We start from the raw sequence: 22,378 nt of genomic DNA, 5'->3' as shown, positions 1-22,378 counted from the left end.
TCAGCCTAATCGCGACCGGCGACGTCACCGCCGCCCAGGAGACCCGCCACACGCTCGCGGATCGCCGAGGCGATCTCAGCCGCGGGACGGGACGCGTCCAGCACCAGGAAGCGCTGGGGCTCGGCCGCGGCGAGGGCGAGGAACTCCGCCCGCACCCGCGCGTGGAAGTCGTCCTGCTCGGATTCGAGACGGTCGAACGGCTTGTCGTCGGCGTCCAGCCGCGCGCGAGCCGAGGAGGGATCGAGGTCGAGCAGCACCGTGAGGTCGGGCAGCAGACCGCCCGTCGCCCACAGCGAGAGGTCGCGCACCTCGTCACGGCCGAGGACGCGCCCCGCGCCCTGGTAGGCGACCGAGGAGTCCAGGTAGCGGTCCTGGACGACGATGTCTCCCCGGGCGATCGCGGGGCGGACGACGGTCTCGACGTGGTGCGCGCGATCGGCCGCGTACAGGAGTGCCTCGGCGCGCGGAGCGACCTCGCCGCGGTGGTGCAGCACGATGTCGCGGATGAGCACGCCGACCTCGGTGCCACCGGGTTCGCGCGTGCGCACGACGGTGCGACCGAGCGCCGTCAGCCACTCCTCGAGCAGGGTCGACTGCGTCGTCTTGCCGGCGCCGTCGCCGCCTTCGAGCGTGAGGAAGAGGCCGGGCTCCGTCACTTCTTCGCCGGGGCCTTGCGCGTCGTCGTGCGACGCGCGGCCGTGCGCTTGGGAGCGGGGCCCTTCGCGCGCTTGTCGGCGAGCATCTGGACCGCGATCTCGAACGTGATGTCGTCCGGCGTCTGGCCGCGCGGGATCGTGACGTTGGTGGTCCCGTCGGTCACGTACGCGCCGAAGCGGCCGTCCTTGATCTTGATCGGCCTCTCGCTCACGGGATCGTTCTCGAACTCCTTGAGCGCCGATGACGGCCTGTTGGCGCCGTACTTCGGCTGCTCGTAGATCGAGAGGGCCTGCTCGAGCGTGATGTCGAAGATGAGCTGCTCGCTGTCGATCGTGCGCGAATCCGTGCCCTTCTTGATGTACGGGCCGTAGGGGCCGTTCTGCGCCGTGATGACGGTGCCCGACTCGGGGTCGGTGCCCACGACGCGCGGCAGCGCGAGCAGCTGCATCGCGGTGTCGTAGTCGATCGTGTCGGGCGACATGGTCTTGAACAGCGATGCGCGGCGCGGCTTGGGCGCGGCATCCTTCTTCGTCGTCCGCTTCTTCGGCGCATCGATGACCTCGCCCGTCACCGGGTCGACGCCGACGGGCTCCTCGGGGATCTCCTCCTCGAGGTACGGACCGAACCGGCCGTCCTTGACGACGATGAGCCGGCCGTTCTCTGGATTCTCGCCCAGGACGCGGTTGCCCGCGACGGGTGCGTCGATGATCTCCTGCGCCTTCTCGGCCGTGAGCTCATCCGGTGCGAGGTCGTCGGGGATGTTGACCCGGCGGGGGTCTGCCTCGGGGTTCGTCGGGTCGACGACGTCGAGGTACGGCCCGTAGCGACCGAAGCGGAGGGTCGCGACATCCGAGATCTTCGTCGCATTGAGCTCGCGGGCGTCGATCTCGCCGAGGTTGTCGACGATGTTGCGCAGGCCGACGTGCGATTCGGAGCCGAAGTAGAACTCGTTCAGCCACTCGGCGCGCTTCTGCTCGCCGCGGGCGATCGCGTCGAGGTCGTCTTCGAGCGCCGCCGTGAAGTCGTAGTCGACGAGGTCGGCGAAGTGCTCCTCGAGCAGGCGCACGATCGAGAACGCGAGCCAGCTCGGCACGAGCGCCTGACCGCGCTTGGTGACGTACCCGCGGTCGAGGATGACGTCGATGATGCTCGCGAAGGTCGACGGGCGGCCGATGCCCTTCTCCTCCAGCGCCTTGACGAGCGATGCCTCGGTGAAGCGCGGCTTGGGGCTCGTCGCGTGGCCCTTCGGCTCGACCTCCTTGAGACGCAGCACGTCGCCCACAGCCATGACAGGCAGCGACTGGTCGTCGGCCTTGTCGGCGTCGGCGCGCTTCTCGTCGCGGCCTTCTTCATACGCCTCGAGGAAGCCCTTGAAGGTGTAGACGGTTCCGGATGCCGTGAACTCGACCTTCTCACCGGCGGCCGAGAGCGCGAGGGTGACCGTCGTCGTCTCGTACTTGGCGTCGGACATCTGGCTCGCGATCGTGCGCTTCCAGATGAGGTCGTAGAGGCGCTGCTCGTCGCGGTCGAGCTGCGACGACACGGACGACGGCGTGCGGAAGTCCTCGCCCGACGGGCGGATCGCCTCGTGGGCCTCCTGCGCGTTCTTGGCGTTGTTGCGGTACGTGCGGGGGTTCGGGGGCACAGCCTTGTCGCCGTAGAGCGCGACCGCCTGCGCACGGGCCGCCTGCACGGCCTGCGTGCTCAACGCCGTCGAGTCGGTGCGCATATAGGTGATGAAGCCCTTCTCGTACAGGCGCTGCGCGACGCCCATGGCGTGCTTCGCGCTCATCGAGAGCTTGCGGCCGGCCTCCTGCTGCATCGTCGAGGTCGTGAAGGGCGGTTTGGGGCTGCGCGTGCCGGGCTTGGACTCGAGGTTCTCGACGGATGCTTCGCCCACCGCCGCGATCGCTACGGCGAGCGCCGTCGCCCGAGCCTCGTCGAGCACGACGACGGCCTTCTTGAGCTGGCCGCGGTCGTCGTAGTCGGTGCCGCGCGCGATCGGCGCACCCTCGAGGCGCACGAGGCGCGTCGTGAAGCCCTGTTCGCCCTTGACGGCGAGCGCTTCGAGGTCCCAGTAGGAGGCCGAGATGAAGGCCATGCGCTCGCGCTCGCGCTCGACGACCATGCGCGTCGCGGCGGACTGCACGCGACCGGCGGACGTGCCCTGCCCGACCTTGCGGCGCGTGACGTCGGAGACATCCCACCCGTACAGCCGGTCGAGGATGCGACGGGTCTCCTGGGCGTCGACGAGCGCGAGATCGAGCTCGCGCGTGTTCTGCACGGCGGCCTGGATCGCGTCCTTCGTGATCTCGTGGAAGACCATGCGCTTGACGGGGACCTTGGGCTTGAGCGCCTCGAGCAGGTGCCACGCGATGGCTTCGCCCTCGCGGTCCTCATCGGTCGCGAGCAGGAGCTCGTCGGCGTTCTTCAGAGCCCGCTTGAGCTCCGTGACCGTCTTCTTTCCACGCTCGGACTCGACGTAGAAAGGAGTGAAGCCGTTCTCGATGTCGATCGAGTACTTGCCGACCGACGTCTTCTTCAGCTCGGCGGGAATGGACTTGCGGTCGGCGAGATCACGAATGTGACCGACCGAGCTCAGCACCTCGTAGCCGTCGCCGAGGTACCCCTGAATCGACCGCATCTTGGTCGGGGACTCGACGATGACGAGCTTCTTGCCTTCTGCCAACGGGGGCCGTCCTTTCTCCGACGCACACCATACACGCCGTATTACAGGGCGAGCGCTGTGAGGCCCGCTGAACCGCGCTCTCACGGCGGCGGACCTGCCCGCGCGGACGCGACGGCGGGGAACGCTCCGAATCGTCCGCCGACGCTCACCGTGGCGACGAGATCGATGACCTCGCAGGTCTCGAGCGAGGCTCCGGATGCCGCGGCCAGCTCGGCCGCGCGCTCGCACGGCGCACCGGAGACCGCTCCGGATGCCGCGTCCGCCGCGGCAAGCGCGGCGGCATCGGCCGCACCCGCGAGCCGCTGCCCGAACACCGCGGCCGCGCCCGCGGTGGTGAGTCCCACGGCGAGCACGGCGGTGGCCGCGACCACGCCGACCGACAGCATCGAACCCGGCATCACCAGCCCCCCGCGAGCGCGCAGCTCGTCGCCGAGACGCGCACGGGGAGGGCGACCGTCGCCGACGCCGTGACGCAGACGAGATCACCCCGATGCTGGATCCCCGCCGTCGCCCCCGCCGCTGCGGACGCGACCGCATCGTGCACCCGCGCCTCGGGCTCGCCTCGTGCGGCAAGACGAGCGGCGTCGGCCGCGGCATCCTGCAGCCGCACGTTCTGGGCAGCGACCCCGAGGCCGCCGGCGCCGAGCAGCAGCACGAGCGCGACGGCGGGAAGAGCGACGGCGAACTCGGCGACCACCGCGCCGCGGTCGCCCAGGCGGCGCGGACTCATGCGACCGTGAGCGCGCGGCGGATGAGGTCGGTCAGGATGCCGCGCACCTCGTCCGACTTCATGATGACGACCAGCAGCCCGGCGAACGCGACCGCCGCCATCGTCGCGATCGCGTACTCGGCGGTCGCGGCGCCGGTGTCGTCGAGGAGCGCACGGCGACCCGGTGACCGGAAGAGCCGCTCCGCGCGCTCTCGCGTGAGCGGCGGAAGGTCGGTGGCGCGTGCCGTCGGAGGAGCGGCGTCGGCCAGCACTCGGGCGAGCAGGGGACGGAGGGGACGGGTTTCGATGTCGAACATGGGACCACCGTTTCTAGTGAGGAGAGGTATGGGCACGGTCAGAGGCTCAGCGGCACGACCGACACGACGCTGAGAAGCATCGGCGCGACGCCGAGGAGCAGGAAGGCGGGCAGTGTGCACACGCCGAGCGGAAGGAGCAGCCGGGACGACAGGCGCACAGCGCGGAGTCGCCCGTCGACGCGCGCGCGATGTCGCGAGAGAGACGCCGCCGCGCGGAGCAGTTCGACGGCCGGGACGCCCGCGGAGCGGGAGAGCGCGAGCACCGAATCTGTCGACGGATCGACGGGCGCACCCGTCGCCGCCGCCACGAGGGTGCGCGCGCGGTCGATCGAGGCACCGCCGCTGAGCGCGATCGCGAGCACGTCGGCGTCGAGCCCGGGGACGGCATCCTGGGCTCGCGCACTGCGGACCAGCACGCTCGTCCAGCGGCGCGCCACCAGGATGAGCACGATTCCTCCGACCAGGCACGCGATGCCGATCGGGCTGCCCACGAGCACGGCGAACGTCTCGAAGCCGAATGCCGCACCGAGCGCGACCGCGACGAGCGGCAGCCACGCGAGCAGTCGTGCCGTGCCGGCGGGCTCGGCGAGCGCGATGCGTACGTCATCCATCGTCCGCTGGGCATCGCGCAGCGCGTCGGCGAGCGAACGCAGCGCGTCGGCCAGCGGGGCGCCGACGGTCGTCGCGACGCGCCACGCCGCCGCGACCTCGTGCCATGGGCCGGGTGACGCCGTCGTGCCTTCGATGGCGTCGGCGAGGGTGAGCCCGTCTTCGAGCCGGCGGCGCACGCCTTCGGCGAGGGGCTCACCGGTGTCGGCGAGGTGGATCCATGCCCGCGCGGGCGGCAGCCCGGCCTGCAGCAGGACCGCGAGCTGCAGGAGGATGTCGGCGACCGTCGCGTATTCGGGTGCCGTGTTCCTGCACGCACGCAGACGCGGGATTCTCATGCGGACTCCTCGATCGACAGCCGCCCATCGCCGTCGAGCACCGGACGCCCGATGCCGGCGAGCCGACGGACGCCGTCTGCCGATCGCTCGACGTGCACGACGACGCCGATCGCGCTGCACACCTGCCGCGCGAGTGCGTGGGGATCGAGGTCGGCGAGGACGCCGAGCGCCTCGAGCCGCGCGGGCACGTCGGCGAGGCTGTTCGCGTGCAGCGTGCCTGCTCCGCCGTCGTGCCCCGTATTGAGCGCGGAGAGGAGCTCCCGCAGCTCGGCGCCGCGGCACTCCCCCACGACGAGTCGGTCCGGGCGCATGCGCAGCGCTTCCCGTACGAGCCGCGCGAGGTCGAGTCCCCCTGCTCCCTCGAGGTTCGCCTGTCGTGCCTCGAGCGTCACATGGTGCGGATGCGCGATCCGAAGCTCGGCGACGTCTTCGATCGTGACGATGCGCTGGCTCTGCGGAGCGGATGCGAGCAGTGCCGCCAGCAGAGTGGTCTTGCCCGCCCCTGCGGCCCCCGTGACGAGGAGGTTCTCGCGTCGCGCGACGAAGTCGTCGAGCCTGACTCGGGTCTCGGTGTCGAACATGCCGCGCGCCTGGAGGGCGTCGAGGCTCGGATGCTCGAACCGTGGCACGCGAATCGAGATCGCCGTCCCCTCGGTCGCGATCGGCGGGAGGACGGCATGCACCCTGAGCCCGCCGTCCAGCCGGACATCGACTGCGGGAGCTGCATCGTCGATGTGGCGACCGCCGGCGCCGATGAGCTCTACGGCGAGATCACGGACGTCCTCCGCGCTCGCGCGCCAATGCGGCACGGGCACAGCCCCCGCTCCCCGATCGACGAAGAGCCCGGACCGGCCGTTGATGAACACGTCGGTGACATCGGGGTCTTCGAGATACTCGGCGAGCGGAGCGAGTGCCGGATGCCACGACCGCGCGATCCTCGGACGCACCGGCACCTGCTCCTGCGCGCGAGCCGACGCGGCTCGGGGCTGTGCGACGAAGGGCTGCGGCATCCCTCGACGCTAGGAGTGCCCCGGCCCGCGTCGGGGCCGAGAGCGGCGGGCGGTGGACGAACTCGCGCTGACCTCGACTGTGGAGGAGGCAAGCGAGGACCGACGCAACAAAAAAAAGGGGCGGCATCCCATGGGGGGAATGGGATGCCGCCACGCGCAACACCACCGGTTCGGGGGGTGAGTCGGGGGTGTCGCAATGCCAGAATCGAAATGTTCGGCCGAGGGACAGCATAAGCGACGAGGGTGTGCCGTCCAAACAATCTCGGCACATCTGTGCACTGATATATCAGCCTGGGTTCAACAACGCGCTCCACCCACTATCGGAGGTAGTCCCGAGGCTCGAGCGCTCAGTAGATTTCACGCAAGCTCGCCGGACTCCGGCATCCTTCCCACGCCGCAAAGGAGCGCGCACCGTGACCGACACCACGAGCAGCCAGATCGACCACCTGTTCAACGAGGACCGCCGCTTCGCGCCCTCCGACGCCTTCGCCGCCGACGCCGTCGCGACGAAGGAGCTCTACGCCGAGGCCGAGGCCGATCGCGAAGCGTTCTGGGCGGAGCAGGCGCGCGCGCTGCACTGGCACAAGCCCTTCACCGAGGTGCTCGACTGGTCGACGCCCCCGTTCGCGAAGTGGTTCGACGACGGCGAGCTCAACGTCGCCTACAACTGCCTCGACCGTCACGTCGAAGCAGGCAACGGCGACCGCGTCGCGCTCCTGTGGGAGGGCGAGCCCGGCGACGAGCGCAAAGTCACCTACGCCGAGCTCACGGACGAGGTCAAGCGTCTCGCGAACGTGCTGGGCGATCTCGGGATCGGCCACGGCGACCGCGTCGCGATCTACATGCCGATGATCCCCGAGGCGATCGCGGCGATGCTCGCCGTCGCACGGATCGGCGCCATCCACTCGGTCGTCTTCGGCGGCTTCTCGGCCGACAGCCTGCGCTCGCGCATCGACGACGCCGGTGCGAAGCTCGTCATCACGGCCGACGGCGGCTACCGCAAGGGCAAGGTCTCACCGCTCAAGCCCGCGGTCGACATGGCGCTGGCCGACCGAAACGGATCGGGTGTGCAGGAGACGGTGGAGCACGTGCTCGTCGTGCAGCGCGGAAAGAACGCCGTCGAGTGGACCGAGGGCCGCGACGTGTGGTGGCACGACGTCGTGCCCCAGGCGTCGGGCGAGCACGAGGCGCAGCCGTTCCCGGCCGAGAATCCTCTGTTCATCCTCTACACGTCCGGAACCACGGGGAAGCCGAAGGGAATCCTGCACACCTCCGGCGGCTACCTCACGCAAGCCGCGTTCACGCACAAGGTCGTGCACGACATCCACCCCGAGACGGATGTCTTCTGGTGCACCGCCGACATCGGCTGGGTCACGGGACACAGCTACGTCACGTACGGCCCGCTTGCCAACGGCACGACGCAGGTGCTGTACGAAGGCACGCCCGACACCCCGCACCCCGGCCGCTGGTGGGAGCTCGTCGAGAAGTACGGCGTGACGATCCTCTACACGGCGCCCACCGCCATCCGCTCCTTCATGAAGCTGGGCCGCGCCATCCCGAAGAAATTCGACCTGTCGTCGCTGCGACTGCTCGGCTCGGTCGGCGAACCCATCAACCCCGAGGCGTGGATGTGGTACCGCAAGATCATCGGCGGCAAGACGACGCCGATCGTCGACACGTGGTGGCAGACGGAGACGGGCGCCATGATGATCTCGGCACTCCCCGGTGTGACCGAGACCAAGCCGGGTTCGGCGCAGGTGCCACTGCCCGGCATCGCGATCGACGTCGTCGACGAGGACGGCACGCACGTCGGCAACGGCAACGGCGGGCTCCTCGTGATCACCAAGCCGTGGCCGAGCATGCTGCGCGGCATCTGGGGCGACCCGGAGCGGTTCGTCGAGACCTACTGGGAGAAGTTCCAGAAGCAGGGCTACTACTTCGCGGGCGACGGCGCCCGGCTCGACGACGACGGCGACGTCTGGTTCCTCGGCCGCGTGGACGACGTCATGAACGTGTCGGGCCACCGCCTGTCGACTACAGAGATCGAATCCGCCCTCGTCGCGAACGAGGCCGTCGCAGAAGCCGCCGTCGTCGGGGCTTCCGACGAGACCACGGGTCAGGCCGTCGCCGCGTTCGTGATCATCAAGCAGAGCTACCTCGCGGCGAACTCCCCCGACGGACTCGCGCAGACGCTTCGCCTGTGGGTCGGCGAGCAGATCGGACCGATCGCCAGGCCGCGCGACGTCTACATCGTCGAGGAGCTCCCCAAGACCCGCTCCGGCAAGATCATGCGCCGTCTGCTGCGTGATGTCGCGGAGGGTCGCGAGGTCGGCGACACGACGACCCTCGCCGACACCGCGGTCATGTCGGTCATCTCGGCCCAGGTCCGGTGACCGGACGGATGGATGCCGCGGGTGCGGCGGCATCCATCCCCCTCACGCGAAGGTGAAGACGACCTCGACCTCGACGGGCGAGTCGAGCGGCAGCACGGGCACCCCGACGGCGGAGCGCGCGTGCTTGCCGGCGTCGCCGAAGACCTCGCCGAGGAACTCGCTCGCGCCGTTGATGACACCCGGCTGACCCGTGAACTCGGGAACGGATGCCACGAAGCCGGTGACCTTGAGAACGCCCGTGAGGCGGTCCGCGCCACCGACCGCTGCCGCCGCGGCGGCGATCGCATTGAGCGCGCACTGCCGCGCGTAGGTCTGGGCGTCGGATGCCGGGACGAGCCCGTGGCCGTCGCCGACCTTGCCCGTCGCGGGCAGCGCACCCGAGACGAAGGGCAGCTGGCCGGCGGTGTGGACGAGGTCGCCGTGGGCCTTCGCCGGCACGTAGGCGGCGACGGGCGGTACGACGGAGGGGAGCTCGATGCCGAGCTCGGCGAGACGCTCGGAGACGGTCATGCGCTCACTCCTCGAACTGGCGTGCGGCGACGGCGGCGGCATCCAGTCCCGCATTCGCCGACCCACCGCCCGACGGACGCTTGAAGTAGGCGACGAGGCCGCCCTCGGGGCCGGGGACGACCTGGACGAGTTCCCACCCCTGCTTGCCCCAGTTGTTGAGGATCGCGGCGGTGTTGTGGATGAGCAGGGGCGTCGTGAGGTACTCCCACGTCGTCATACGGACTCCTCGAAGAGCGCGGACTGATGCGAATCGAGTCCTGGTGAGACTGGGAAACAGCCGTCTGGGCGGTGCCGTGTCGGGGTTTCGCCCAGGTATCTCCCTTACGATCTAGCCTATGCCTGATACGAAACGAACGACCAGTGGTGTGCTCGGCGGTCTCGCCGGCCTCGTCGGTCTCAGCGCAGTCGCCGGCGTCCTCATCACTGCGACCGTCACGCCGGCCATCGCCGTGTCGGGCTACGCGGCCTCCAGCGCCATCACGATGTTCGACAATCTGCCGAGCGCGCTCGACATCGAGAAGCTCATGCTCCCGTCGACACTCATCTACACCAACCCCGACAACGGTGAAGAGGTCGAGTTCGCGACCTTCTACGATCAGAATCGTTCTCCGGTCGACTTCGATCAGGTTGCGCCGGTCATGTACGACGCGATCCTGTCCTCGGAAGACCCCCGCTACTACCAGCACGGCGGGGTCGACCTGATCGGCACGACGCGCGCCATGCTCTCGAACCTCCGCGGCGGAGGCGAGACGCAGGGTGGATCGTCGATCAGCCAGCAGTACGTCAAGAACATCCTCGTGCAGAAGTGCGAGTCGAACGCCGAGGCCGAAGCGCGCAGCCAGCTGACCGACGAGGCCGAGAAGGCAGCGGAGGCCTCCGGTGAGGACGTCGTCCAGCCGACCGGCGACGAGGTGGTCGCGCGCCGCGATCAGGTGCTCGCGCAGTGCTGGACCGATGCCACCACCGCGGCGGGTTCCGAGGGCATCCAGCGCAAGCTCCAGGAGATGCGCTACGCCATCGCCCTCGAGCAGAAGTATTCGAAGAACGACATCCTCCTCGGGTATCTGAACATCGCGAACTTCGGCGGCCAGACCTACGGCATCGACGCAGCCGCCCAGTACTACTTCGGCGTGCCCGCATCCGACGTTTCGATCGCACAGGCCGCGACCCTCGCCGGCATGGTCCAGAACCCCAACACGTACCGCATCGACAAGCCGGAAGGCTCCATCTCGAATTCCGACGGATCCGTGATGTACAACAAGGCCCCCGACGGGCTCATCGACGACATCAACACGTCGATGTTCGGGCCGCTCCAAGCGCTCGTCGACGACGGCACGATCACGCAGGAGCAGTTCGTCGCGGCTGCGGACGGCTACAGCGCAACCAAGGGCCGTCAGCTCTACGTCCTGAGCCGGCTCCTCGGCGACGGCAAGATCAACCAGGAGCAGTACGTCGCGGCCGTCATCGAGCCGATCACGCCCAACGTCCAGGCGCCGAAGACCGGGTGCGAGCCGGCCGGCGGCGCTGCCTACTTCTGCCAGTACGTCAAGAACACGGTGCTGTCGGACAAGGCGTTCGGCGAGACGCAGGAGGACCGCAACCGGACTCTCCAGCGGGGCGGCCTGAAGATCTACATCACGATGGATCCGCGCTTGCAGATCAACGCCGAGGCCGCGATGTCGCAGATCGTTCCGACGTCGATCGAGGGCTGGACGGGCGCCGAGACCGGCCGCCTCGGATCGGCGACGGCGAGCATCGACAACACCACCGGCCGCGTGCTCTCGATCGCGCAGAACACGAAGTTCAGTGAGAACGCCAACCTCGCGAGCGACCCGAACTACTCGTCCCTGGTGTATGCCGGCAACAGCGTGACCGGCAAGTCCGGCGGGTTCAACGTCGGATCGACGTTCAAGCTCTTCACCCTCATCGCGTGGCTCGAGGCGGGTCACTCCGTCAACGAGTCGCTGAACGGCGTGAACCGCGTCTTCCCGAAGATGACCAACTCGTGCACCGGCGATTGGACCAACACCGCGAAGGACAAGATCGGCAACTTCGGCGGCGTCGGCGGATTCGTCGGCACTCCGATGCGGTTCACCTCCACCTCGCTCAACTCCGGCTACCTCGCGATGGCCGAGAAGCTGGACCTCTGCGACATCGCCAAGGTCGCCGCCAAGATGGGCGTGACCCGCGGCGACGGCAGCCCGATCGAGATGAAGTACGCCAACAACGTCATCGGTGACGACAACATCTCGCCGATCGCGATGGCCGGTGCCTACGGCACCGTCGCGAACAACGGCGTGTACTGCCAGCCCAAGGTCATCGACCGCGTCGTCGACCCCGAGGGCGTCGAGCTGCCGATCCCCGAACGCACGTGCACGCAAGTCATCGATCCGAAGGTCGCCGCCGCTGCCGCACTCGCCCTCCAGGGCGTCATGAACGGCGGAACGGGCTCGGGGGGTAATCCCGGCAACGCGCCGATGCTCGGCAAGACGGGCACGCACGAGGCGATCCAGTCCTGGCTGGTCGAATCCTCGACGCACGTCGCGACCGCCGCGTGGGTGGGCAACAGCACGGGCAAGGGCGACATCTTCCGCCGCTCGGCCAACGGCTACCAGCTGTCGAACATGCGCTACGCGCTCGCACGTCAAACCCAGTCGCTGGCCAATGCGCTCTACCCGGCCGGTCCCTTCTCGACCGACTTCGGCGATCTGACGCGACAGGTCCTCGCCGACCTGCCGAACGTCGTCGGGATGCCGGTGGACCAGGCCCAGAAGACCCTCGAAGAGGCCGGCTTCCAGGTCACGGTCGGCGCGCCCGTCGACTCGACCGAGGGCGCGGGAATCGTCGCCGCGCAGGATCCGGGAGCGGGCAAAGCACCGGGCGGATCGATGATCACGATCTCGCCGAGCAACGGTGAAGGACTCGCGGTGCCGGATGTCGCGGGCAGCTCCCTCGACAAGGCCAAGAGCGACCTGCGTGCCGCCGGCTTCGGCAGAGCGGGCAACGGCACGTGTACGGTTGACGCCACACTGGAGGGCAACGAGACCAAGGCGACGGGCACCGATCCCGCCGCCGGCACGGTCACCAACCGGAACACCCAGGTCTCAGTCAACTACACCGCACGCGAGTGCCGGTGACCCGAGCCCGAACGACTGCCCTCACCGCCCTCGCGGCGGTGGGGGCAGTCGGCGTCGGCGCCGCCGTCTGGGGCATCGGCATCGAGCGGTACTTGTTCACCCTGCGCACGCATGAGGTGAAGGTCCTCCCCGCCGGCTCGCCGCGGCTGACGGTCCTGCACCTCTCCGACGCCCATATGGCGCCCTGGCAGCGGCGCAAGCAGCGCTGGATCGCCGCGCTCGCCGAGCTGAAGCCCGACCTCGTCGTGAACACGGGCGACAACATGGGTCATGTCGACGGGCTCACCGGGCTCCGCAGCGCATTCGACCCGCTGCGCAGCGTGCCCGGCGTCTTCGTCCACGGCTCGAACGACCACGCGGCACCCTCGCCGCGCAACCCGCTCAGGTACTTCACGGGTCCGTCGAAGTCGCACACCACCGCGGAGCCACTGGACACCGGCGCTCTCGACTCGTACTTCCGTGACGAGCTCGGGTGGCTCGATCTGAACAATGGCGTGGGTTCGCTCGTGGTCAGCGGGCAGAGAGTGGATGCCCTCGGCGTGAGCGACGCGCATCGTCACTGGGACCGCCTGGAGGCGCTGCCCGGTCCGCTGGAGCGCCTGCGCGCGACGGGCGATGCCGCGCTGACGATCGGCGTCTCGCACGCGCCCTATCGCCGCGTCCTGGACGGCTTCGTCGATCTCGGCGCGGACGCGATCTTCGCGGGGCACACGCACGGCGGCCAGGTGCGCCTGCCGGGCTATGGCGCGCTCGTCGCCAACTGCGACATCCCACTCGATCAGGCACGGGGATTGAGCGAGTGGTCGCACGGCGGACGCACCGTGCCGCTCAACGTCAGTGCGGGCCTCGGGCATTCGATCTACGCACCCGTTCGTTTCGCGTGCCGACCCGAGGCGTCCTTCATCACGCTCCTGCCCGTGGACGGATAGCGAACGAGGATCGGGTAGACTCGTGGGGTTGCCGTTCGAACGGCGACGGGGTGTGGCGCAGCTTGGTAGCGCGCTTCGTTCGGGACGAAGAGGCCGCAGGTTCAAATCCTGTCACCCCGACCAGTACGAGAGGCTCCACCGCGAGGTGGGGCCTTTCGCGTAGAGAGGAGCATGCCCCGTGACCACTCCCCGCCTCGTCGCTTTCGACCTGGACGACACCCTCGCACCCTCCAAGAGCGCGATCGATCCCCGCATCGGCGATCTCCTGGTCGAGCTCGCTCGCCGCGTCGAGGTCGCGATCATCTCGGGTGGGCAGCTCGCGCAGTTCACGTCGCAGGTCGTCGACAGACTGCCGGATGCCGCAGCATCCGTCTCGACGCACTTCCACCTCATGCCCACGTGCGGAACCCAGTACTACCGCATCGGCGCGGGCGGAATCGAGACGGTCTACGCGCTCTCGCTGACCGACGACGAGAAGTCCCGCGCTCTCGCGGCCGTCGAGGAGGAGGCACGTCGCCTGGGCCTCTGGGAGTCCGAGACCTGGGGCGACATCCTCGAAGACCGCGGATCGCAGATCACGTTCTCGGCACTCGGGCAGCGCGCGCCGCTCGAGGCGAAGGTCGCGTGGGACCCGACGGGCGCCAAGAAGAGCGCACTGCGCGCCGCTGTGGCCGACCGCATCCCGGATCTCGAAGTACGTTCCGGCGGCTCGACCTCGGTGGACATCACACACCGCGGCATCGACAAGGCCTACGGCATGAACAAGCTGGTCGAGCAGACCGGCATCCCCCTCGATGACATGCTCTTCGTCGGCGACCGCCTCGACCCCGACGGCAACGACTACCCCGTGCTGGCGATGGGCGTGGCATGTCACGCCGTCGAGGGGTGGGAGGAGACCGCCGCGTACCTCGAGGCGCTCCTGCCCACCCTCCCCGAGCGCGCTTAGCTCTTCGCGGCCGCGCGAGCGCGCGGGGCGCGGGCCGGCGCGGGCTGACCCACCGGCACGAGGCGCGAGAGCTGCGTCACGTGACGCGGTTCGAGTTCGGCGAGCGACGAGACGCCCAGGAGCTTCATCGTGCGCTCGATCTCGGTGCGCAGGATCTCGATCGTGCGGTCGACGCCCTGGCGCCCCCCGGCCATGAGCCCGTAGAGGTACGCACGGCCGATGAGGGTGAACTTCGCACCGAGGGCGATGGATGCCACGATGTCGGCGCCGTTCATGATGCCGGTGTCGATCATGACCGTGGCGTCCTTCCCGACTTCGCGCACGACCTTCGGCAGCAGGTGGAACGGGATCGGCGCGCGGTCGAGCTGACGGCCGCCGTGGTTGGACAGGATGATCCCGTCGACGCCGAGGTCGACGAGCTTCTTCGAGTCCTCGACGTTCTGCACACCCTTCACGACGATGTTGCCGGGCCACAGCTCGCGGATGATCTCGAGGTCGTCGAAGCTGATCGTCGGGTCCATCGCGGCGTTGAGGAGCTCGCCGACGGTGCCCCCGGTCGTCGAAAGCGACGCGAACTCGAGCTTCGGCGTCGTGAGGAAGTCGATCCACCACCACGGGCGCGGGATCGCGTTGACGATCGTGCCCACCGTGAGCTGCGGCGGGATGGCGAAGCCGTTGCGCTTGTCGCGCAGGCGCGCACCGGCGACCGGGGTGTCGACGGTGAACTGCAGCGTGTCGAAGCCCGCCGCGGCTGCGCGCTTGACGAGGCCGTACGAGATGTCGCGATCGCGCATGACGTACAGCTGGAACCAGTTGCGCCCGTGCGGGTTCGCCTTCTTGACGTCTTCGATCGACGTCGTGCCGAGCGTCGAGAGCGTGAACGGGATGCCGGCGGCACCGGCGGCACCCGCACCCGCCGTCTCGCCCTCGGTCTGCATGAGGCGCGTGAAGCCGGTCGGTGCGATGCCGAAGGGCATCGCGGACGGGCCGCCGAGGATCTCGGTCGACATGTCGACCGAGGCCGCGGGCCGCAGGATGTCGGGGTGGAACTCGATGTCCTCGAAGGCCTGACGCGCCCGCGAGAGCGACAGCTCCCCCTCGGCCGCGCCGTCGGTGTAGTCGAAGGCGGCCTTGGGCGTGCGGCGCTTCGCGATCGTGCGGAGGTCGTAGATCGTGAGTGCGGCGTCGAGCCGGCGCTTGCGCCCGTCGAGCTCGGGCTTCTTGAACTGCATGAGCTCGAGGAGCTCTGCGACCTTGGGGAGTTGGCGCTGGACCATGAGTGCTTCTTTCTCGGGCGTCAGGTGCGGGCGAGGCCCGCTTCGGAGTAGTAGCCCGTGATGTGGGCGTGGACGAGTGTGCGCGCGCGCGTCGCGTCGCGCGCGTCGATGGCTTCGAGGAGCGCGCGGTGCTCTGCACGCAGGCGCGCGGCCGTGGCATCCCACGCCGGAATGCGCTCGGCGCCGGCCTGCACGTATGACTCGATCGCGGTGCGCAGGCCCGTCATCGTGGCGGCGATGACCTGATTGCCGGATGCCTCGGCCAGCGCGAGATGCAGCTGCGCGTCGAGGGCGAGGAACTCGGCGGGAGTGAGGTCCTGCTGCTCCATGGCCTCGAGCACGACGCGGGCGTCGCCCGTCGCGGGCTCGGGAGCGCCGGCGAGCGCCTCGACGACGGCGGCTTCGAGCACGAGGCGCGTCGCGACGACGTCGTCGAGCGGAAAGCCGTGGGCGGCGACCTGGAGCCGCAGGACGGCTGACAGGCCCCCCTGCGGGGTGGCGGTGATGATCGCGCCGGCGTTGGGACCGGAGCCCGTTCCCGTGCGGATGAGACCCATGACCTCGAGGACGCGCAGCGCTTCGCGCACGCTCGAGCGGCCGACGCCGAGCGACGCCGAGAGGTCGCGCTCGGAGGGCAGGCGATCGCCCGGACCGAGTCGGCCGTCGAGCAGGTCGGCCTCGATCGTCTCGAGCACGGTGCGCCAGGCGCGGGTTGATTCGCTCACGCGACTCCTTTGTGGTCTGACCACATTAGCCCATGGTCTGACCACACTCAACCAGTAGCCTGATCGGATGGATCCCCTCCTCCTCGTGCTCCTCGTCTTCGCTGCGACCTGCGCCTTCTGCTGGATCGCGTCGCTCATCACGAAGGACACGTCGTGGGTCGATCGCATCTGGTCGATCGTGCCGGCCGTCTACGTCTGGATCTTCGCGATCGCCGGCATCGTGGACGGGAAGGATCCCGCGCGCCTGATCGTCATGGCCGTGCTGGTGACGGCATGGGCGGCGCGCCTCACGTTCAACTTCGCCCGCAAGGGCGGCTACACCGGCATGGAGGACTACCGGTGGGCGATCCTGCGCGGCCGGATGAAACCGTGGCAGTTCCAGGTCTTCAACCTGCTCTTCATCGTGCTGTACCAGAACGCGCTCCTGGTGCTCATCACGCTGCCCGCCTTCATCGCGTGGGAGAACCCCGCTGCATTCGGCGTGTGGGACGCGATCTTCGCCGTCCTGTTCGCGGCGTTCCTGGTCGGCGAGTTCATCGCCGACCAGCAGCAGTGGGACTTCCACCGGGCCAAGCGCGCCGGCACGGCCGAAGGCTTCCTCACGGCGGGGCTCTTCTCGTGGAGCCGCCATCCGAACTTCTTCTTCGAGCAGGCCCAGTGGTGGGCGTTCTACGCCATCGGCGCGACGGCCGCCGTCGCATCCGGTCTCGCATTCTGGGGCGGCGCGCTCAACTGGACCATCATCGGCGCGATCCTTCTCACGATCCTCTTCATCGGTTCGACGATCTTCACGGAGTCGATCTCGTCGTCGAAGTACCCCGCGTACGCGCAGTACAAGCGCACGACGTCGATGCTCGTCCCGCTGCCGCCGCGACGCGCGAAGGCGAAGGCGGGTGCGAAGACCGGAGCGAAGAAGGCGAAGGGCTCGAAGCCCAAGCCGGCGACCAGCCCCGCTTAGGCGGTCGCGAAGCCCTGGGGGTTGCGGGACTGCCAGTTCCAGGCATCCCGCGTCGCATCGTCGATCGTGCGCACAGCGACCCAATCGAGCTCTCGTGCCGCTTTCGCGGGATCGCAGTACGACGCCGCGACATCACCCGCCCGTCGGGGCAGGATCTCTCGCGGCAACTCGCGCCCGACTGCGCGTTCGAACGCCGAGACGAGTTCGAGGACGCTGACGGGCCGCCCCGTGCCGAGGTTGTAGATCGCGAAGCCGGGCTGCGCCTTCTCGAGTGCCGCGACGTGACCGAGTGCGAGGTCCACGACGTGGATGTAGTCGCGCAGACCCGTGCCGTCGGGGGTGTCGTAGTCGTCGCCGAAGATGCCCACACGCTCGAGTGCACCGACGGCGACGCGCTGCACGTACGGCATGAGGTTGTTCGGAATGCCGGACGGATCTTCGCCGATGAGGCCCGACTCGTGCGCGCCCACCGGATTGAAGTAGCGCAGGATCGTGACGTTCAGATCAGGATGCACGCGCGCGACGTCTTCGAGCACGACCTCGTTCATGCGCTTGGACTTGCCGTAGGGGTTCGAGAGGTCGACGCTCGTCGTCGCCTCCTCGGTGAACGGCAGGTCGGCGGGGTCGGCGTACACCGTGCCCGAACTCGAGAACACGAAGGACCGGATGCCGTGGTCGATCCCCGCACGCAGGAGCGCGAACGTCGTGTCGAGGTTGTTGGAGTAGTACTCGAGGGGCTTCTGCGTCGACTCGCCCACGGCCTTGAAGGCCGCGAGGTGCACGACCGCGTCGATCGGTCCGTGCTCGTCGAACACACCGGCGACGACCACCGGGTCGGAGGCGTCCCCGACGACGAGCTCCACGGTCTTGCCGGTGATCTGCGCGATGCGCTCGGCGGCGATCGCCGAGGTGTTGGACAGATCGTCGAGCAGAATCACCTCGTGGCCGGCGTCGAGGAGGGCGACAGAGGTGTGGGCACCGATGAATCCGGCACCGCCGGCGAGCAGAACGCGCATGACACGAGTCTACGAGGGGCGACGGCTCAGCCCAGGCGTCCACCCGACTCGCGCAGATAGCACTCCGCGCACATCGACTCGTAGGTCACGCGGTCGGTGGAGAGTTCGTCGATCGCGACCTGGTCGCCGTCGAAGACGAACCGACCGCCGACGAGTCGGGCGTTGAACAGCGCCTTGCGCCCGCAGCGGCAGATCGTCTTGAGCTCCTCGAGGCTGTGGGCGAGTTCCATGAGGCGCCGGGAACCCGGGAACGCCTCGGTACGGAAGTCGGTGCGGATGCCGTAGGCGAGGACCGGGATGCCGTCGAGCACGACGATCCGCAGGAGGTCGTCGACCTGCTCGCGCGTGAGGAACTGGGCCTCGTCGACGAGGAGACACGCGACATCCGCCGCTCGCCCCGTCTCGGACGGCACGAGAGCCTCGATCGCCTCGTGCTTGATGCGGGAGCGGTGCGCTGCGAACAGCTCGTGCACGTCGTCCCCGGGCCTGATCAGGAAGTCGACCGGTCGCGTCATACCGAGCCGGCTCGAGATCCTGTCCGCGTCCTTCGTATCGATCTCGGGCTTGGCGATGAGCACGCGCTGGCCGCGCTCCTCGTAGTTGTACGCGGCCTGCAGCAGCGACGTCGACTTGCCCGAGTTCATCGCGCCGTAACGGAAGTAGAGCTTGGCCACGTGTCGAGATTAGTCGGTTCGTCAGCGTCCGCCGAAGCCGCCTCCGCCGCCTCCGCCGCCCGAGAAGCCCCCGCCCGACGACCCGCCCGAGAACGACCACCCCGAGCTCGACGACGAGCCCCCCGAGCTCGACGAGCCGCGTGAGACGGGCGTCGCGGCGAGTCGGCCGATCGAGCCCGACGCATCCGACAGCGAGTCCGACACCACGATGTCGAAGAGGGACACGCGCGCAGCCACGATCGCCGCCGGCGCCACGGCGCGGATGACCTCGATCCACTGCCGCTCCATGCCGAACAGCACCGCGTATGGCAGGAGCCGCTCGTACAGGTTCACGACGTCGGCGCCGGGCGCGTTCGGCTCGTCGCCGTACGTGCGGCGGCCCGACGTGACGAGATCCGCCGTCTGCGGCGACTGCGCGGCACGCAGGCGGTCCTCCTCGGCGAGGCTCAGATACTCGCGGATGCCGTCGAGGTAGGTGCGATGCATCCCGCCCGCGAGCGTCAGCACCGTCGTCGGGAGGCTGAACATCGGAAGGATGAACCCCGCGAACAGGCCGCTGCCGATCGCGAGGAAGAAGAGCGTATTCCCGAGCTGGCCGATGTCGTCCAGGACCGAGAACGCCTCGCTCGAGAAGAAGAACAGCGCGAACGCGAGGCCGAGGCCGCCGAACTGGAACGCGGCGCGGATGAGATCGATCCCGTCCGGCCGCTTCGCGCGGTAGCCGCGCTGCAGCGTGAAGTCGTCGATGCGACGCACGTAGGTGACGGCGCGGGTCGGGGGCTTGCGGGCGAACGCACCCAGATCGACCTCGGTGCCGGGAGCGGAGGACTTGCCGAACAGCGTGTCGACGACGCGCTTGTCGTCGTGTTCGAGCTCGGATCGGTTACTCAGCACGAGAGTGAAGTCCCCCGGCTCGTGACGATCGCCGGACGCCCGGATCTCGAGGCGGTCCCGCACCGCGAGGTCGACGACATGCGCCGCGAGCGCACGCTCGGGAACGTCGAGCACACCGGCCGACAACGTGAGCGATTCGTCCTCGGGCGGCGAGTACTGCACGATCACGGGTGAGCGATCCGGGTTGCGGCGGAGCACGATCTTCATGACGATCACGAAGATCAGGCCGCCGATGCCCGACAGGATCGCCAGGACCGGCACGATCCATTCCCACCACGGATACGGCGGAGGCGGAGGCGGGCTCGGAGCGGCGAACGTCCCCTGCGCGAAGCCGATCGCGAGCGTCACGCCCTCGTAGGGTCCCAGCGCTCCCCCGTCCGCGGTGATCGTGACCGCCCCGGCCGCGGCATCCATCGATCCGTTCGACGACGCCCACGCGTTCACAGCGTCCGGCCACGACGCGGCGGGTGTCGGCGGCGAGATCTCGCACTGGTCGGTCGAGCCTGCCGCGCCCCGGTAGCAGTACGCCCGGCCGTCGAGCCGGCCGTCCGCCGCACCGCCCGCGACGTGGACGCGCGAGGTCACGCTCGCGAACGGCTGCGCGTGATCCGTGCCGACGGTGTCCCAGAAGAACTCGTCGGCGTCCGTGTCGTCGTAGCGCAGCACGACGTCCTGCATCGTGTACGAGATGACATAGGTCTGCACGCCGCGCACGTAGTCGTCGTTCCCCGTGAGGACGTAGATCCAGTCGTCGTCCGACTCGGTCCACCACGGGATGGATGCTCCGTCCGCACCGGTGACCGAGGTCACGGTCGTCGCGAGGTCGATCCCCGAGTCGGTGCGCGGCAACCAGCGCACGATGCCGCGGTTCTGGTCGAAATCCGGGAACCGGGCGACGAGGGTCTCGGTCGTGTAGAGCGCGCTGCGTCCGCCGCCGTCGCGGATCAGCCAGTGGTCGGCCTCGAACGAGTCGTACGAGAAGTCGTCGACGTCGGCGGATGCCGGGGCCACCGACAGCACGACGAACACCGCCACCGCGAGTGCGGCGAGCACCCCGCGCATCCATCGCCCCATGCGTACAGAGTAGGGGCGGGATGCGTCAGGCCGTGAGGGCCAGCGTCTCCGCCGTCTCGGCGAGGGACTCCTCGGCAACCTCGGGGCGCGTGTTGAGGGTCTCTCCGTAGCTCGGGATGAGCTCGCGCAGGCGGGGCTGCCATCCCTCGATCTGGTCGGGGAAGCATGTCTTGAGCAGCCCGAGCATGATCGACACGGCCGTGGACGCACCGGGCGATGCGCCGAGCAGGCCCGCGATCGAGCCGTCGGATCCCGTGACGACCTCGGTGCCGAACTGCAGGATGCCGCCCTTCTCGGGGTCCTTCTTCATCACCTGGGCGCGCTGGCCGGCCTGGATGAGCTCCCAGTCCTCGTCTTTCGCGGTCGGCATGAAGGTGCGGAGGCTGTCGACCTTCTTCGCATGGTTCTTCAGCAGCTCGCCCACGAGGTACGTGATGAGCGACGGATTGTCGATCGCGACCTTGAGCATCGGGCCGAGGTTGCCCCAGCGCACCTGCGAGACGATGTCGAACAGCGAGCCGTTCTTGAGGAACTTCGGGCTGAAGGTCGCGAACGGGCCGAAGAGCAGCGACGCCTCGCCGTCGACCACGCGCGTGTCGAGGTGCGGCACCGACATGGGCGGGGCGCCGACCGACGCCTGCGAGTAGACCTTGGCCTTGTGCTGCGCGACGACGGCGGGATTGGTCGTCTTGAGGAACTGACCGCCGATCGGGAACACGCCGTAGCCCGAGATCTCGGGGATGCGCGAGGACTGCAGGAGCTTGAGCGCCCATCCGCCCGCGCCGACGAAGACGAACTTCGCATCGGTGTGACCCGGCGTGCGGCCGATCGTGTTGCGCCAGTTGAGTCGCCACGTGCCGTCCTTGCGGCGACGGATGCTGCGCACCTCGCGGTTCGTGACGAGCTGCACTCCACGGGTCTGCAGGTTGTCGAAGAGCTGATGCGTCAGCGCACCGAAGTCGACGTCGGTGCCGGCGGGCACGCGCGTGGCCGCGAACGGCTCGCCCTTGCGGCGCTTCTGCATGAGAAGCGGCGCCCACGTGTTGATGACGCGGGAGTCCTCGGAGTACTCGATGCCCGCGAACAGGGGCTCCTGCTTGAGGGCTTCGTAGCGCTTCTTGAGGTACGCGACATCCTTCTCGCCCTGCACGAACGTCATGTGCGGAGCCGAGTTGATGAAGGTCGAGGGAGCGTCGAGCACGCCTTCGTCGATGAGCGTCGACCAGAACTGCCGGCTCTGCTGGAACTGCTCGTTGATCGAGATCGCCTTCGCGGGGTCGACCGAGCCGTCCTTGCCCTCGGGCATGTAGTTCAGCTCGCACAGGGCCGCGTGCCCCGTGCCCGCGTTGTTCCACGCGTTCGACGACTCGAGCGCGACATCGTGCAGGCGCTCGTAGACGACGATCTTCCAGTCGGGCTGGAGTTCGGAAAGGAGGGTGCCCAGGGTGGCGCTCATGATGCCACCGCCGATGAGCACGACGTCGACGGGTTCACTCACAACTGACAAGTCTAAGCC

General features: G+C 68.9%; 20 protein-coding genes and 1 tRNA gene. 6 read left to right on the top strand and 15 right to left on the bottom strand.

What is annotated here, in order from left to right; all coding sequences use genetic code 11:
* Positions 1–5: 5 nt before the first annotated feature.
* The 7 genes from tmk to MA876_RS16930 all read right to left on the bottom strand — a co-directional run bounded on the left by tmk (position 6) and on the right by MA876_RS16930 (position 6,329).
* On the bottom strand, positions 6–656 hold the full coding sequence (tmk, locus tag MA876_RS16960; protein WP_248152325.1) for a dTMP kinase: 651 nt from the start codon (positions 654–656) through the stop codon (positions 6–8).
* Positions 653–3,346, bottom strand: a complete 2,694-nt coding sequence (gene topA / locus MA876_RS16955) for a type I DNA topoisomerase (RefSeq protein ID WP_248152324.1) — start codon at positions 3,344–3,346, stop codon at positions 653–655. The genes tmk and topA overlap by 4 nt, the downstream gene beginning before the upstream one ends.
* An 80-nt stretch (positions 3,347–3,426) precedes the next feature.
* On the bottom strand, positions 3,427–3,744 hold the full coding sequence (locus tag MA876_RS16950) for an Rv3654c family TadE-like protein (protein ID WP_248152323.1): 318 nt from the start codon (positions 3,742–3,744) through the stop codon (positions 3,427–3,429).
* Positions 3,744–4,076: a TadE family type IV pilus minor pilin gene (locus tag MA876_RS16945; RefSeq protein WP_248152322.1), complete on the bottom strand. Its 333-nt coding sequence runs from the start codon at positions 4,074–4,076 to the stop codon at positions 3,744–3,746. The genes MA876_RS16950 and MA876_RS16945 overlap by 1 nt, the downstream gene beginning before the upstream one ends.
* Positions 4,073–4,324 carry a DUF4244 domain-containing protein gene (locus MA876_RS16940; RefSeq protein ID WP_248152545.1) on the bottom strand — a complete coding sequence of 84 codons (252 nt, stop codon included), beginning with the start codon at positions 4,322–4,324 and terminating at the stop codon, positions 4,073–4,075. The genes MA876_RS16945 and MA876_RS16940 overlap by 4 nt, the downstream gene beginning before the upstream one ends.
* A gap of 86 nt (positions 4,325–4,410) precedes the next feature.
* The gene (locus MA876_RS16935) at positions 4,411–5,319 is read right to left on the bottom strand and encodes a type II secretion system F family protein (RefSeq protein WP_248152321.1); all 909 of its coding nucleotides are present in this window, start codon (positions 5,317–5,319) and stop codon (positions 4,411–4,413) included.
* Complete coding sequence (locus MA876_RS16930) at positions 5,316–6,329, bottom strand: TadA family conjugal transfer-associated ATPase (RefSeq protein ID WP_248152320.1); 1,014 nt, start codon at positions 6,327–6,329, stop codon at positions 5,316–5,318. Before MA876_RS16930 ends, MA876_RS16935 begins: the two co-directional genes overlap by 4 nt.
* Positions 6,330–6,742: 413 nt before the next feature.
* On the opposite strand from MA876_RS16930, the gene acs reads away from it, so the two are divergent.
* Positions 6,743–8,722, top strand: a complete 1,980-nt coding sequence (gene acs / locus MA876_RS16925; protein ID WP_248152318.1) for an acetate--CoA ligase — start codon at positions 6,743–6,745, stop codon at positions 8,720–8,722.
* 42 nt (positions 8,723–8,764) lie between these two features.
* Here the strand turns inward: acs and MA876_RS16920 are convergent, their stop codons facing one another.
* Both MA876_RS16920 and sp36 read right to left on the bottom strand, forming a co-directional pair.
* On the bottom strand, positions 8,765–9,232 hold the full coding sequence (locus tag MA876_RS16920) for a RidA family protein (RefSeq protein WP_248152316.1): 468 nt from the start codon (positions 9,230–9,232) through the stop codon (positions 8,765–8,767).
* Positions 9,233–9,236: 4 nt separating this feature from the next.
* On the bottom strand, positions 9,237–9,449 hold the full coding sequence (gene sp36 / locus MA876_RS16915; protein WP_248152313.1) for a Sp36 family protein: 213 nt from the start codon (positions 9,447–9,449) through the stop codon (positions 9,237–9,239).
* Between the two features lie 118 nt (positions 9,450–9,567).
* Here sp36 and MA876_RS16910 point away from each other — a divergent pair, with 118 nt between their 5' ends.
* From MA876_RS16910 to MA876_RS16895, 4 genes are all read left to right on the top strand, one after another.
* A complete protein-coding gene (locus MA876_RS16910; RefSeq protein WP_248152312.1) occupies positions 9,568–12,369 on the top strand; it encodes a transglycosylase domain-containing protein in 2,802 nt (933 codons plus the stop codon).
* Complete coding sequence (locus tag MA876_RS16905) at positions 12,366–13,298, top strand: metallophosphoesterase (protein ID WP_248152311.1); 933 nt, start codon at positions 12,366–12,368, stop codon at positions 13,296–13,298. The genes MA876_RS16910 and MA876_RS16905 overlap by 4 nt, the downstream gene beginning before the upstream one ends.
* A 46-nt stretch (positions 13,299–13,344) precedes the next feature.
* Positions 13,345–13,421: transfer RNA gene (locus tag MA876_RS16900), tRNA-Pro, on the top strand.
* Positions 13,422–13,476: 55 nt separating this feature from the next.
* Positions 13,477–14,244 carry an HAD-IIB family hydrolase gene (locus MA876_RS16895; RefSeq protein ID WP_248152309.1) on the top strand — a complete coding sequence of 256 codons (768 nt, stop codon included), beginning with the start codon at positions 13,477–13,479 and terminating at the stop codon, positions 14,242–14,244.
* On the opposite strand, the gene MA876_RS16890 is transcribed toward MA876_RS16895, so the two are convergent.
* Both MA876_RS16890 and MA876_RS16885 read right to left on the bottom strand, forming a co-directional pair.
* Positions 14,241–15,521: an alpha-hydroxy acid oxidase gene (locus MA876_RS16890; protein WP_248152307.1), complete on the bottom strand. Its 1,281-nt coding sequence runs from the start codon at positions 15,519–15,521 to the stop codon at positions 14,241–14,243. The two genes, MA876_RS16895 and MA876_RS16890, sit on opposite strands and share 4 nt — an antisense overlap.
* 20 nt (positions 15,522–15,541) lie before the next feature.
* Positions 15,542–16,246, bottom strand: a complete 705-nt coding sequence (locus MA876_RS16885; protein WP_248152304.1) for a FadR/GntR family transcriptional regulator — start codon at positions 16,244–16,246, stop codon at positions 15,542–15,544.
* Between the two features lie 67 nt (positions 16,247–16,313).
* On the opposite strand from MA876_RS16885, the gene MA876_RS16880 reads away from it, so the two are divergent.
* On the top strand, positions 16,314–17,204 hold the full coding sequence (locus tag MA876_RS16880) for a DUF1295 domain-containing protein (protein WP_248152292.1): 891 nt from the start codon (positions 16,314–16,316) through the stop codon (positions 17,202–17,204).
* On the opposite strand, the gene galE is transcribed toward MA876_RS16880, so the two are convergent.
* From galE to MA876_RS16860, 4 genes are read right to left on the bottom strand one after another with little or no spacing between them, the layout of a single operon-like run.
* Positions 17,201–18,220 (bottom strand): UDP-glucose 4-epimerase GalE, encoded by a 1,020-nt coding sequence (gene galE / locus MA876_RS16875; protein WP_248152290.1) that lies wholly within the window; start codon positions 18,218–18,220, stop codon positions 17,201–17,203. The genes MA876_RS16880 and galE overlap by 4 nt on opposite strands.
* Positions 18,221–18,246: 26 nt before the next feature.
* A complete protein-coding gene (locus tag MA876_RS16870) occupies positions 18,247–18,894 on the bottom strand; it encodes a thymidine kinase (RefSeq protein ID WP_248152288.1) in 648 nt (215 codons plus the stop codon).
* A 21-nt stretch (positions 18,895–18,915) separates the two neighbouring features.
* Positions 18,916–20,862, bottom strand: coding sequence for a DUF2207 domain-containing protein (locus MA876_RS16865; RefSeq protein ID WP_248152284.1), 1,947 nt, complete (start codon positions 20,860–20,862; stop codon positions 18,916–18,918).
* A 25-nt stretch (positions 20,863–20,887) separates the two neighbouring features.
* A complete protein-coding gene (locus MA876_RS16860; RefSeq protein WP_308221673.1) occupies positions 20,888–22,360 on the bottom strand; it encodes a malate:quinone oxidoreductase in 1,473 nt (490 codons plus the stop codon).
* Between the last annotated feature and the right edge of the window lie 18 nt (positions 22,361–22,378).

It is taken from the genome of Microbacterium aoyamense (assembly GCF_023155855.1).
GTDB classification, from domain to species: Bacteria; Actinomycetota; Actinomycetes; order Actinomycetales; family Microbacteriaceae; genus Microbacterium; species Microbacterium aoyamense.
Note: the sequence above shows the minus strand (reverse complement) of the source record. Positions and strands in the feature narration are given on the sequence as shown.